Annotated in this window: 9 protein-coding genes; 2 read left to right on the forward strand and 7 right to left on the reverse strand. The window is 59.9% G+C overall.

Annotation, left to right across the window (positions count from 1 at the left end; translation table 11 throughout):
- Positions 1-85 precede the first annotated feature (85 nt).
- The 6 genes from N7D90_RS13285 to N7D90_RS13310 all read right to left on the reverse strand — a co-directional run bounded on the left by N7D90_RS13285 (position 86) and on the right by N7D90_RS13310 (position 9201).
- Positions 86-1417 (reverse strand): MFS transporter, encoded by a 1332-nt coding sequence (locus N7D90_RS13285; RefSeq protein ID WP_261738449.1) that lies wholly within the window; start codon positions 1415-1417, stop codon positions 86-88.
- A gap of 429 nt (positions 1418-1846) precedes the next feature.
- The gene (locus N7D90_RS13290) at positions 1847-3607 is read right to left on the reverse strand and encodes an acyl-CoA dehydrogenase (protein ID WP_261738450.1); all 1761 of its coding nucleotides are present in this window, start codon (positions 3605-3607) and stop codon (positions 1847-1849) included.
- Positions 3608-3616: 9 nt separating this feature from the next.
- Positions 3617-4858: a thiolase family protein gene (locus N7D90_RS13295; protein ID WP_261738451.1), complete on the reverse strand. Its 1242-nt coding sequence runs from the start codon at positions 4856-4858 to the stop codon at positions 3617-3619.
- On the reverse strand, positions 4855-6738 hold the full coding sequence (locus N7D90_RS13300) for a feruloyl-CoA synthase (protein WP_261738452.1): 1884 nt from the start codon (positions 6736-6738) through the stop codon (positions 4855-4857). The genes N7D90_RS13295 and N7D90_RS13300 overlap by 4 nt, the downstream gene beginning before the upstream one ends.
- A 111-nt stretch (positions 6739-6849) precedes the next feature.
- On the reverse strand, positions 6850-8298 hold the full coding sequence (locus tag N7D90_RS13305) for an aldehyde dehydrogenase (protein WP_261738453.1): 1449 nt from the start codon (positions 8296-8298) through the stop codon (positions 6850-6852).
- A 72-nt stretch (positions 8299-8370) separates the two neighbouring features.
- Complete coding sequence (locus tag N7D90_RS13310) at positions 8371-9201, reverse strand: p-hydroxycinnamoyl CoA hydratase/lyase (protein WP_261738454.1); 831 nt, start codon at positions 9199-9201, stop codon at positions 8371-8373.
- 200 nt (positions 9202-9401) lie between these two features.
- Between N7D90_RS13310 and N7D90_RS13315 the strand changes: the two genes are divergently transcribed.
- Positions 9402-9890 carry a MarR family winged helix-turn-helix transcriptional regulator gene (locus N7D90_RS13315; RefSeq protein ID WP_261738455.1) on the forward strand — a complete coding sequence of 163 codons (489 nt, stop codon included), beginning with the start codon at positions 9402-9404 and terminating at the stop codon, positions 9888-9890.
- 197 nt (positions 9891-10087) lie between these two features.
- Here N7D90_RS13315 and N7D90_RS13320 read toward each other — a convergent pair whose 3' ends face one another.
- On the reverse strand, positions 10088-11371 hold the full coding sequence (locus tag N7D90_RS13320) for an OprD family porin (RefSeq protein ID WP_261738456.1): 1284 nt from the start codon (positions 11369-11371) through the stop codon (positions 10088-10090).
- A gap of 298 nt (positions 11372-11669) precedes the next feature.
- Between N7D90_RS13320 and mhpT the strand changes: the two genes are divergently transcribed.
- A complete protein-coding gene (gene mhpT / locus N7D90_RS13325) occupies positions 11670-12884 on the forward strand; it encodes a 3-(3-hydroxy-phenyl)propionate transporter MhpT (RefSeq protein WP_261738457.1) in 1215 nt (404 codons plus the stop codon).
- Positions 12885-12995: the final 111 nt, after the last annotated feature.

The raw sequence follows: 12995 nt of genomic DNA on the forward strand, positions 1-12995 counted from the left end.
GCTCCCCGCAGCTGAAATAGCCCGCCCAACTCTGTAGGTATGAGGAATGTGCCCGACCAGGCCGGGCATTAATCAGGCGGCTGAATCAGGCCTCGGCCAATGCTGGCTGCGCCTGAGCCGCAGAAGGTTTGAGCAGCAGCAAACAACCTGCGGCAATGACAAAGACGACGGCAAATACCCCGTACAGATGCAGCGGCTGCCAGCCGCCATCCAGCAGGAAACCGGCCACGATAGGCGACAAAATTGCGCCAACACGGCCAATGCCGATACCCCAGCCCACGCCCGTGGCGCGCACTGATGCGTCATACACGACGGGGGACAACGCATAGAGCCCGGCAACGCAGCCATTGGCAAACATCCCGATCAGCAAGCCAAGCCCCAACGCAGTCATGACCGAAGACCCGGAGCCGACAAACAGCACCAGCAAACCTGCAGTAATCAGCATAAACAGCGACAACACACGGGTCAGCGGCCAGCGTGATGACAAGCCACCGATCAGTGCCGCGCCGAAGATTCCGCCCACACTCAGCAGCACGCCACCCGTAATGCCCTGCTGCGCCGAAAGCCCGGCCGACACCAGCAGTTTTGGGGTCCAGCTCATTACAAAATAGAACCCGAACATCACCAGGAAGAACAACAACCAGATCAGCAATGTGGTGCGCCGCATGGCCGGTGCCAACAGCTTGCTCAGGCCGGTACGGGTCCCTGCAGGGCTCGCCACCACAGCAGGCAATTGGCTCAGGGCCGGCTGGCCGAGTCGGCGGGCCAGACGGTTGATGCGCTGCAAGGCCGTGGCCGGGCGGCGGGCCAGCAAGAAGTCGAGCGACTCGGGCAGCCATAGCAGCACCAACGGAATCACTGCAAAGGTGGCAACGCCACCGAAAACAAACACCGAACGCCAGCCCCAATGCGTCAAGAACCAGACCGCCAGCAAGCCACCCAGGGTTGCGCCAAGGGCATAACCGGTGGATTGCAGGCTCACCGCCAGACCACGCCAGCGCTTGCTGGCATATTCACTGGCAATCACGTTACTGCTGGCCAGAATCCCGCCGATGCCCAACCCCGTCAGCCCGCGCAACAGCGCCAGTTGCAGCGGTGACTGGCTCAATGCCGAGAGCAGCATGCCCGTCCCGCTCACCACCAGACACAACAGGATCAACGGGCGCCGACCGATACGGTCCGCCCAGGGCGCGATAAACAGCGAACCCGCCGCCATGCCGAACAATCCGGCACTGAGCAACATGCCGATTTGCGCTCCGTTCAGCGCCCACTCGGCCGACACCGAAGCGGCAGTGAACGCCATCACCAGCACATCAAAACCATCGATCATGTTCAGCACGATGCAAATCCCGATGGCAAGCCATTGAAATCCCACCATCGGACCGTTATCCACGCGTAATTTCAGATCGATAGCCATCACTGCACCTGCCTGTCGCAAATGATCGGGGCATGGCAAGCAACGGTATTGCGCGCAGACATAAAACGGGCAGAACTCAGGCAGTTCTGCGCCCTGGATAAGCCTTTCATGACGAGACCCTTTTTTTGTAATTTTTATGGGTGACGGTCAGGAGGGGATCCAGCCGTCACCAGGGCGCTAGTCAACCTGTTAATGGATCCACAGGCAATATGAGGAACTGGCGCACTCGCCAGAAAATCTGCAGATGAATACTGAAACCAATATGCTTAAATAATTTATATCCTTTAAAAACAAGAAGTTATATTTAGGCTATCGACTCAACTTTACCGTTCGATTATCGACCAGTCTCGTCACAAGGAGGCGCTGACACCGGGCTCAATTGGTTTTGAGCTTAGACAACCAGTCAATTGGATCCACTAACCCGACAACCTAGGGCTCAATAAACGCCAGGCCTGCCTTTGCCGCATGGATTGACGCAATGCGATAGTCAGCCTCGGGAAGCCCATAAGCGAAAAAGAAGTGTGCGGTTTGCAGCTTGCTGGCTTGCAACGGATCACTGTCGGGCAGCAACCGGGAAACACGCGCCGCACGCGCCCAGGCAAACCCCAACAGCGCAACGCCGCACAATTGCAAAAAGTCCCCGGCAACCCGATAGGGATATTCGCCCTCCTCTACAGCCCGCTCACGCACCGCACTCACTACCGCTGTCAGTTTGTCGCAGAGCACCGCCAGTTCAGTGCCAAAACTGGCGCAATCATTGGTACTCAAGGCCTGCGCAGCCTCTTCGCGCATCACCAGCAACAATTGGGCAAACGCCTGCCCGTCATCGCCCAGCACCTTACGCAGCAACAGATCATTGGCCTGAATTTCGTTGCTGCCCTCGTAAATCATCGCGATCCGGCTGTCGCGCAGGGTTTGTTCGATGGCGAACTCGCTCACATAGCCGTAACCACCAAATACCTGCAGCGCACTGCTGGCCAGGTGGAACCCCTGGTCGGTGAAAAACGCCTTGATCACGGGTGTCAGCAGTTGTGCCAGTTGCAAGGCACGCTGACGTTCGACCGGGCTCGAGTGATGCTCGGCCTGATCAAGCAGATGCGCCACCCAATAGCCCACAGCCCGCATGCCCTCGGTACAGGCGCGCAACTCAAGCAAGGTGCGGCGCATGGCCGGGTGGAAATGGATCGGGTCGGCGTCTGCGGCACTCACCCCGGCAGGCCGCACGGGGGCGCGCATTTGCTTGCGCTCCCGGGCATAGCTGCGCGCGTTCTGCCACGCCGCCTCGGCATGTCCCAGGCCTTGCAGGCCAACATGCAGCCGCGCCGAGTTCATCATCACAAACATCGCGGCCAGGCCGCGGTTGGCCTCGCCAATCAGCCAGCCTTGCGCTTGTTCGAACACCAGAGAGCAGGTGGCGCTCGCCCTGATTCCCATCTTGTGTTCGATGCCATCGCAACGCACGTTGTTGGTCTGATGGTCATCCAATAGCTTGGGCACCAGGAACAGCGAAATGCCGCGACTGCCAGCAGGCGCATTGGGCAATCGGGCCAGTACCAGATGCAGGATATTGGCGCTCAGGTCGTGCTCACCACCCGAGATAAACAGCTTACTGGCGGTCACGCGGTAACTGCCGTCATCCTGCGGCTCGGCACGACTGCGTAGCAGGCCGACATCGCTGCCCGCCTGCGGCTCGGTCAGGCACATGGTCGGCAAGATTTCACCGCTGACAATCTGCGGTAAATAACGCGCCTTGATCCACTCCGGTGCATGGGCCTTGAGGCACAGGTAGGCGCCGTGGGCGATGCCGGTGTACATGGCCCAGCCGTGGTTGCTGGCATAGAGCATTTCCTGCAGCGCCGCATCGAGCAACTGCGGCAACCCCTGCCCACCATCGGCCTCATCGCAGGCCAGGGCTGACCAGCCGCCTTCGGTATAGGCACGATAAGCCTCAACAAAACCGCTCGGAGTGGTCACCTGGCCTGCCTCAAAACCGCAGCCCTGGCGATCGCCGCTGCTGTTGAGCGGCGCAAGAACCTGGCTACTGAATCGCCCGGCCTGTTCCAGGACCTGCTGCGCCAGGGCCAGATCCAGCCCCTCGAAACGCGTGGTTTGCGCCCAGGCCCGCGGGGCATCAAGCCAGTGTTCAAAGACAAATTGCATATCGCGCAACGGCGCCTGGTACTGCCACATGGGAAAACCTCAATTCGTCGAAAAAAGCGGGTTCTCGATCAGTATCGCCATGCCCTGACCGCCACCCACACAGGCTGCGGCAATCCCGTAACGCAGATTTTGTTCGCGCAGTTGCCGCGCCAGGGTCAGCACCAGACGCAAACCGGTCGCCGCCAAAGGGTGCCCCAGGGCGATAGAGCCGCCACGGCAGTTAAGCTTTTGCCTGTCCAGTTCCAGCCCCTGCGCCACAGCCAACACCTGCGCTCCCTGCGCCTCGTTGATTTCGAAACGGTCGATGGCATCCAACGCCAGACCGCTGCGCTGCAGCAGTAGCTGGATTGCAGGCACCGGACCGATCCCCATCAGTTGCGGTTCCACGCCAACCACCGCAGTGGCCAGCAGGTGAGCCAGAGCTGGCTGGCCCGCCGATGCGCGAGCGACCAGCGCTGCCGCCGCACCGTCAACCACCGCGCAACTGTTGCCCGCGGTTTGCACGCCGCCAGGATGGATTGCCCCAAGCCTGGCCAGAGCCGCTGCATCGGTCGAGCGCGGGTGGCTGTCAAGGCTGACCGACTCACAACGGCGCGGCAGGCTGATGCCCCGCGACTGATAGCCATCAAGCTCAAACACTTCATTGCGCAGGGTGACTATTTCATCCGCCAGCCAGCCGCTGGCCTGGGCATGTAACGCCTGCTGGTGGCTGCTCAGGGCATAGCTGTCCACCGCCTCGCGGCTCAAGTCATAACGAATGGCGAGGTGTTCCGCCGTGGCGATCATGTCCAACCCTGGGGCTGGGTCGTACAGTGCCTCCCAGAGAAAGTCCTTGAACTCCACCGCAGCCCCCAGACGAAAGCCGCCGCGATGGGTGTAGGCGGCAATCGGGTTGCGCGACATGGACTCCGTACCCACGCACAGCGCCAGTTGCATGCCGTCGCGCACCTGCCCGGCGGCCTGGTGCAGCAGTTCGAACCCGGTAGCACAAATACGTTGCACCGCCAGCGCCGGTACTTGGTGCGCCACGCCGCTGTAAAGGCCGATATGCCGCGGCAGCATGTAGGCATCAAAACTGGCCTGAGCCATGGAGCCGGCCAGTACTGAATCCACCATTCGCCCATCCAGCCCGGCACGCGCCAGCACTTCGCGACCGACCTTGATCCCCATGTCGATTGGCGATACCTGGGCCAGCGCCCCACCGAGGTCGACCCATGGCGTGCGCAACGCTTCAACAATGGCCACATCCGTGAACGCCGAGTATTGCCCCGTACTGCTCACGACGGTTTACCGGCACGCAGGATCGAAGGCTCCAGGCCTCGATACAACGCCTCGACGTGTGCTGCTCGCCATTGCAGTACCGCACGCTGATTGATCGAACCCTTGTCGGTAATTTCACCGCGGTCAATCGACGCAGCTTCATCCTGCAATGCAATCCACTCAAGGCGGCTGGCATTGCCGCTGGCCTGACGATTAAGGCGCTGCAACCAATCAGCAAACCACAGGCGCACCGGCTCGCTGGCCAGCACTTGTGCATCGCTGGCCTGTGCGGGCAAACCCGACAAGCGTCGGCACTCGTACAACCGCGCAAACACCAAAGCCCCCAGGCATTCACGATCCGGCGCTGCAATCACAAGATCCTGAACATAGGGCGAACCCTCGAGTACTGCCCGGTTGCGCAACGGCCCGACGCTGACAAAGACCCCGGACGACAGCTTGAAGTCCTCGGCCAGTCGGCCATCGAACATCAGCCCGAATTGAGGGTTGCAAGGGTCGGCCAGCTTGATCGCATCACCGGAGCGGTAATAGCCTTCATCATCAAACGCCTCGGCGCTCTGCTCGGGGGCGCGCCAGTAACCGGGCATGATATGCGGTCCGCGAAAACGTCCTTCCAGCTTGCCATCCACCGGCACCAGTCGCACCTCGCAGCCCGGCGCGGGCAGACCGATATAACCGGCCATGGACAATGGCCCGGTGGTAAACGTGCACGAGGGCGAGGCTTCGGTCATGCCGAGCCCGGCCATCATCCGGATACGCTCGCCGCAATGTTGCTCGGCAACCCGGTCGAGCCGGTCCCAGACACTTTGCGAGAGCCCCGCGGCAGCGAAAAAGAACAGCTTGATGCGGGCAAAAAAGCGCTCGCGCAATTCACCGTCGGTTTCCAGCGCCGTGACCAGCTCCTCCCAGCCCTTGGGCACGGTGAGGTAAGCGGTGGGCGAAATTTCCTTGAGGTTGCGCAGGGTTTCGGCAAAGCCCTGGGCGGTTGGCTTGCCACCATCCAGATACAACGTGCCGCCGTTATAGAGCACGATACCGAGGTTATGACTGCCGCCAAAGGTATGGTTCCAGGGCAGCCAATCCACCAGCACTGGCGGTTCTTCGGCAAACACCGGGAAGGTCTGCAGCAGCATTTGCTGATTGGCGCAGAGCATGCGCTGGGTGGTGATCACGGCCTTGGGCAGTTTGGTTGAGCCCGAAGTGAAGAGAAATTTGGCGATGCTGTCCGGACCGCACGCCCTGAAAGCCGCTTCAGCCTCGGCGCCACCCGGGTGCGCCAGCAAACTGGCGAAACTCACTTGGGGGCGCCCTGCCAACTCACCGTGCACGGCCACCAATGGCGTGTCACCGGGTAATACGGCTTCGATGGCGCGCTGATAAATCGCAGCATCGCTGACAAAAATCAAACCCGGCTGCAACAGGTCGCAGACATGGCGCAACTTGGCGAAGTCCTGGGACAGCAACGAATAGGCTGGCGAAACCGGGCAGTAAGGTATGCCGGCGTACATCGCACCCAGTGCCATCTGTAAATGCTCGATATCGTTACCCGACAAAATCGCCAACGGACGCTCAGCGCTCAGACCATAAGCGAGCAGGCTTTGCGCAATGGCGCGCACATCCGCAAGCATTTGTGCATAGCTGATGCGCCGCCATTCACCGCTGGTATCCCGGGCGGCGATAAAGGTCTGCTCAGGCGTTACCTGCGCCCAGTGCAGCAGGCGGTCAAGCAAACGCTCGGGTCTTGGCAGCAGCGCTTCGAGCGAGCGCATATGCAAGATGCCGCCTTCTTCCACCACTTCGACCTGCGGGTGCCCGATGGTTACCTGGCGATAACGCGGTGCAGCTGCATCGCCCCGTGCCTGCAATTTGAATTCGAAACTCACGTCGTATTCCTCCAGCAAGGCATGCGCTGCCCGTCCGACATCTAAGCGGCATGGCGCAGGCATGGCAGCGCGTGGCTGCATCCTTGTTATTGTTATGCCTTGTGCAGACGATCAGATCGGGTAGTGACGCGGCCCGTTCTGCAAGGTGATCCAGCGCAACTGAGTGAATTGCTCGATCGATGCCTTGCCGCCGAAACTGCCGTAACCGCTGGACTTGACTCCGCCAAAGGGCATTTGCGCTTCGTCGTGAACCGTGGGTCCGTTGATATGGCAAATGCCCGACTCGACCCGCTGCGCCAGTGCCAGGGCGCGCCCGGTATCACGGCTGAAAATCGCCGCCGACAAACCGAACTCCGAATCGTTGGCCAGCTTCAGCAGCGCTTCATCCCCCTCCCCGCGCATCAGTACCGCAACCGGGCCAAAAGACTCTTCGCGGTACAGCCGCATGCTCGGGGTCACGCCATCGAGCAAGGTCGGTTGCATGATGCTGCCCTCAACCTGACCGCCCACCACCAGCCGTGCGCCTTTGGCGACCGCATCGTCGATCAGCGCCTTGATCCGCGCTCCTGCGCTGGCATCGACCAGCGAACCGAGCACCGAGTCGCCCGCTTCGGGGTTGCCTGCACGCAAGGTCGCAACCTTGGCTGCCAGCTTGGCGACAAAAGCGTCTGCCACCTGACTGTCGACGATCAGACGCTCGGTGGACATGCAAATCTGGCCTTGGTTGAAGTAAGCGCCAAAGGCTGCCGCTTCGACCGCGGCATCGAGATCCGCATCGTGCAGCACCAGAAACGGCGCCTTGCCACCCAACTCCAGAAGTGCCGGTTTCAGGTGACGTGCTGCCAACTCGGCAACAATGCGCCCCACATGGGTTGAGCCGGTGAAGTTGACACGGCGTACCGCCGGGTTGGCGATCAGCCGCTCAACAATTGCCGGGGCATCGGCTGGGGCATTGCTGATGATGTTGACCACCCCATCACCCAGCCCGGCGTCCTGCAAGACCTGGCCGATCAGCCGGTGTACCGCCGGGCTCAGTTCAGAGGCCTTGAGTACCACGGTGTTGCCGCACGCCAGCGGCATGGCCAGGGCACGGGTAGCCAGAATCACCGGGGCATTCCAGGGCGCGATCCCCAGGATCACGCCACAGGGTTGACGCAAGGCCATGGCGAAACTGCCGGGCACATCGGAGGGGATCACTTCACCGTTGATTTGCGTGGTCATGGACGCGGCTTCGCGCAGCATCCCGGCCGCCAGCTTGACGTTGAAACCATACCAGTTGGGCATGGCCCCGGTTTCCGGGGCGGTTGCAATAAACTCGGCGGCCCGCGCCTGCATCAGCTCGGCGGCGGCGAGCAGTCGCGTACGCCGCTCGTTGGGCGCCAGTGCGGCCCAGACAGGAAACGCCGCCTGAGCTGCCGCAACGGCGGCATCGGCATCTTCCAGGGTGGCGGCGGCCACGCGCGATACCACTTCACCGGTCACCGGGTTGCAGCGCTCGTACGTTCGGCCATCACGGGCCGGGCACGACTTTCCGCCGATCAGCAGGGGCACGTCCAACATGGTGATTCCTCTTTATTGTCGTTATCGGGAATTCATTTGCAGGGTGCAACCGGCGCACCCTGAACATCGTGATTAGCGCTTGTAAGCCTGCAGGCCGGGCTTGATGCTCTTGTCATCGAGAAACTGCTTCATACCCTGCTCACGCCCGCCTTCAGTATCCAGCAATCGCGATTGATCGAGCTTGGCGTACAGGTAGTCTTCGTTCTGTTCCCAGGTCAGTTCGCGGCAACGCTTGAAGCCATGCTTGGCCGCACGCAGTACCACCGGGTTTTTCTCCAGCAGGTTGCGCGCCAGCTCAATGGTGACTTCACGCAGTTGCGCCAGCGGCACGCTTTCATTGACCAGGCCCATTTCGGCGGCCTTACGCCCGTCAAAGGTTTTGCCGGTCATGATGTAGTACAGCGACTGGCGGTGGCCCACGGTGTCTGCCATAGCCTTGCTCACCAGATTACCCGGTGGAATGCCCCAGTTGATCTCCGACAGGCCAAAGGTCGCTTCATCGGCACAAATGGCCAGATCGCATGCCACCAGTGGGCTGAAGCCACCGCCAAAGCACCAACCATTGACCATCGCGATGGTCGGTTTAGCGTACATGCGCAGCAACTTCCATTGCCATTGCGAGGCTTCGCGGCGGATTTTTTCCTGGAGGATTTCGGGACCGGCGTCCACTTCGCGGAAATACTCTTTCAAGTCCATGCCCGCCGTCCAGGCATCGCCCGCACCGGTCAGCACCAACACCCCAGCCTCGGAATCCTGTTCGAGGGTTTCCAGTACATCAATCATTTCGCGGTTCAGGGTCGGGCTCATGGCATTGCGCTTTTCCGGGCGATTGAGGATCACCCAGGCGATGCTGTTTTCGATTTCTACTTTGACGGTTTTCCAGCGGCCTTCGTACTTGCTCATGGCGATAGCTCTCTTGTTGTTCGCTTGAAGATGAGTAAAAACTAACCGGCAAAATTAGTTATGTCAATTAACCATTAATTAAATTAACCAAATTTATTCCCTGCAAACGCACGTCAAACAAAGCAACGGTGGCTATCACCTTGCAATCGCGGCAAACTAGATACGTTTATTAACTTCATTCGCGCAAGGACCTTTTCTTTATGGCCAAGCCTGCCACCCCTGCCGACGTTCAGGAGGCCCTGCCTGCAACCCCGGACGCACAGGCCCCCTTGGACACCGCGCTGGACGAACTGATTGGCTATGCCATGCGCCGCGCCCAGCTCAAGCTGTTCCAGAACCTGATCGGCCGCCTGGCGACCCATGACCTGCGCCCCGCGCAGTTTTCGGCGATGGCGATCATCGACCAGCATCCCGGCCTGATGCAGGCCGACCTGGCCCGTGCGCTGGCCATTGAGCCGCCGCAAGTGGTGCCGTTGCTGAATAAACTGGAAAGTCGTGCGCTGGCGGTACGGGTCCGATGCAAACCCGACAAGCGCTCCTACGGCATATTCCTCAGCAAGACCGGTGAAGCGCTGCTCAAGGAACTCAAAGCCATCGCGGCCCAGAGCGATATCGACGCGACTTCGGCGCTGGATAGCGCCGAGCGCGAAGAACTGCTGCGGCTGTTGAAGAAGGTGTATCAGAACTGAGCACTGTGCGATTAGTGGATACCTGTAGCAGCTGACTCGCGGAGCGAGGCTGCGTTCGGCGACGCAGTCGTCGTAATCCGGACCAATGCAGTGCATCTGAAACACCACGTTGATTGGTTTAGCGACTGCTGCGCAGCCGAACGCAGCCTCGCAAGGCTCGTCAGCTGCTACAGGAATTTCGCGGTGCCTGTAGCGCCCTACCAGATCGGTAAGGTGTAAATCGCCAGGAAGCGGGTCTGGTTTTCATCGCGAAAGGCAGCACCAGTCGGGAAATCGTTGCGATAGATCGACTTTCGCGCCAGAAGCCCGAGGTTTTTCAGCGGCCCGCTCTGGATCACATAACCCAGCTCCATCTGAAATTCCCGCTCCTTGCGATCATCCGCATTCAGGGCCGCCAGCTCGATATTGTCACCGCGCACATAGCGCAGTCGCCCTTTCAAACCCACCAGCCCCACCGCCGTAAAGTCGTAGTCATAGATGGCTTGCCAGGTGCGCTCCTTGGCATTGAGGAAGTCCGAACTCATGGTCAGTTCGCTCATACCCATCAGCTCGGTCCCGGAGATATAGGGCGTGGCCGTATCACCACTGGAATGCATATAACCCACGCTGAAGCGATGCGCGCCCAGTCGATAACCCAGTAACGCCGAAGCGTTGATATTGTCGACTTTGCCAGCCTTGGCGCTGCCCGCTTCATCACTGAAAAAACTGCGCACATCGGTAGTCAGCACACCGTCCCCCAGGGGCAGGTCATGCAGCAATGCCAGGGTGCTTTGCTTGTACAAATCCGCCACTTCGACATGGTAGGCGCGCAGGCTAAGTTCCTTGCTGACCTGATAATCACCGCCCGCGTAGGCCAGGTGCGAAGTTTCTGCCGAGCCCTTGAATCGGCCATTGGGCGAAGCAATGGTCATGGCTTGGTAATTGGTGGAGTCGCGCTTGTTGATGGCGTCGATATAGCCGGTGTTGAAGGTCAGGCCTGCAATCTCTTTCGAGCTGAGGATGGTTCCGCGAAAAGTTTGGGGCAGCAAGCGCGACGGGCTGGCAAAGGCAAACGGCAAGAAGATCGAGACATCCCCGGTCTTGAGCGTGGTCTGGCTAACACGCAGTTTGCCGGTGAAGGCCAGCCGCGAATACTCATCTGCGGCCTGCTTGTCACTGTTGACCGGCAACAATTCGGTACCGCTGCGGTCAGGCGAAGAGTCCAGCTTGACCCCCAGTAAACCGCGCACATCCAGGCCAAAGCCGACCGTGCCTTCGGTAAAGCCCGATTCCACGTTGGCGATAAAACCCTGAGCCCATTCCCGTGCAGCGGTTTTGGCACCGCCGTCCTTGTAGTCGCGGTCCATGTAGTAGTTGCGCAGGGTCAGAGTGCCGTGGCTGTCCTCAATAAACCCCTGAGCCCAAAGCGGAGTGGAAAACAGGCTCAGGGCAAGGCACGAGAGAGGGAATAAACGAAGGGCGCTTTGGTTGAGCTTATGCATATTGAATGTCCATTTATTGTTGTTTTTGAACGAACCAGAACGCTCTTGTGGCGTTTCCTGGGCACGAGAATGTAAACAACTCATGGCAACGTCAATCATAAACAGCCGATAATCGAACGTTATGTTTATTATCTAGTTATGCATTCCGACTGGTTAAACAAGCTAAAACCTTGTTTTAAACGGCTTAAATGGCATTTTTATCCCATCAGTCATCACAGCTTCTTTTTTTAGTTATCTTTGTTAATCTTTATTTGGCTCGCAGAAAGCCCCCCTACAAAAACAATAATGAGGTTCGCCCATGAACACTCCACAGCAGCGTTCAACGCTGACAATCGCTTTGTGCTTCATCGTTGCGCTTATCGAAGGATTTGACCTGCAAGCTGCAGGCACCGCCGCTGCAGGCCTGCGCCAAACGTTCACCCTGGACCCGAAAATGATGGGTTGGGTGTTCAGCGCCGGGATCATCGGCCTGCTGCCCGGCGCATTCTTCGGTGGCTGGATTGCCGACCGGATCGGGCGTAAAAAAATCCTTGTCGCAGCGGTCATCCTGTTTGGCGTCTTTTCGTTACTGACCGCCTATGTAGACAGTTACTCACACCTGCTGTTGGTGCGCTTCATGACCGGCCTGGGCCTGGGCGCCGCCCTGCCCAACCTGATCGCCCTGTGTGCCGAAGCGGTGGACGAACGCCGTCGCGGCACGGCCATCAGCATCATGTACTGCGGCGTGCCACTGGGTGGCGCACTGGCTGCGGTGGTGGCGATGTTCTCCCATGAACACTGGCAAACCACCTTTATCATCGGCGGGCTGGCACCGCTGCTGGTGGTGCCGTTGATGATCATCCTGCTGCCCGAATCGCGGGTGTTCCGCCAGGACGTCAGCCAGGCCTCGCGCGTCTCCACCGGCCAGGCCCTGTTCGGTGAAGGCCGTGGCCGTTCGACCCTGGCGTTGTGGCTCAGTTACTTCTTCACCCTGACCGTGATGTACATGCTGCTGAACTGGCTGCCCACGCTGCTGCTCGACCAGGGCTTTAGCAAGCCGCAGGCGGGCATGGTGCAAATGCTGTTCAATATCGGCGGCACCTTGGGTTCCTTGCTCGGCGGGCTGCTGCTGGACCGCTGCAACCCGATCAAGGTGGTGCTGGCGGTGTATGCCGGTTTGCTTGCGTCACTGGCCGGGATTGGTTTTTCGGTGGGGATCGTACCCGTGGCCACGGCCGGTTTTGCGGTGGGCCTGTTTGTGATGGCGGCGCAGTTGGTGCTGTATGCAATGGCCCCGCCGCTGTACCCGACTTCAGTGCGGGCTACCGGCGTCGGTGCGGCTGTGGCCATCGGGCGTTTGGGTTCGGTTGCTGGTCCCTTGGCCGCAGGGCAGATCCTTGCCGCCGGGGCCGGTACTGCCGGTGTGTTGTTGGCAACCTCGCCGGGGCTGGTGATTGCAGCCTTGGCGGTGATTACGGTGATTGCCCGCGCCAATCAGGACCCGAGCCTGAAACCGGGGCTTTGTAGCCGCTGACGAGCCACGCGAGGCTGCGAAACCGTGGTTAAAAAACGGTCTCGGCCGCGTACCAGCGCTCTGTTTGTTTAGAGCATGCCGATCTCAGGATTCAAATCTTTGAATCCTGAG

The sequence above is a fragment of the Pseudomonas fragi genome, assembly GCF_025426255.1.
Taxonomy (GTDB): Bacteria; Pseudomonadota; Gammaproteobacteria; order Pseudomonadales; family Pseudomonadaceae; genus Aquipseudomonas; species Aquipseudomonas kulmbachensis.

Excerpts from the sequence above, each read along its gene's own strand:
- N7D90_RS13310 (WP_261738454.1), bottom strand. The coding sequence starts at position 9,201 with ATGAGCAAGTACGAAGGCCGCTGGAAAACCGTCAAAGTAGAAATCGAA.
- N7D90_RS13290 (WP_261738450.1), bottom strand. The coding sequence starts at position 3,607 with ATGTGGCAGTACCAGGCGCCGTTGCGCGATATGCAATTTGTCTTTGAA.
- mhpT (WP_261738457.1), top strand. The coding sequence starts at position 11,670 with ATGAACACTCCACAGCAGCGTTCAACGCTGACAATCGCTTTGTGCTTC.
- N7D90_RS13320 (WP_261738456.1), bottom strand. The coding sequence starts at position 11,371 with ATGCATAAGCTCAACCAAAGCGCCCTTCGTTTATTCCCTCTCTCGTGC.
- N7D90_RS13315 (WP_261738455.1), top strand. The coding sequence starts at position 9,402 with ATGGCCAAGCCTGCCACCCCTGCCGACGTTCAGGAGGCCCTGCCTGCA.
- N7D90_RS13285 (WP_261738449.1), bottom strand. The coding sequence starts at position 1,417 with ATGGCTATCGATCTGAAATTACGCGTGGATAACGGTCCGATGGTGGGA.
- N7D90_RS13305 (WP_261738453.1), bottom strand. The coding sequence starts at position 8,298 with ATGTTGGACGTGCCCCTGCTGATCGGCGGAAAGTCGTGCCCGGCCCGT.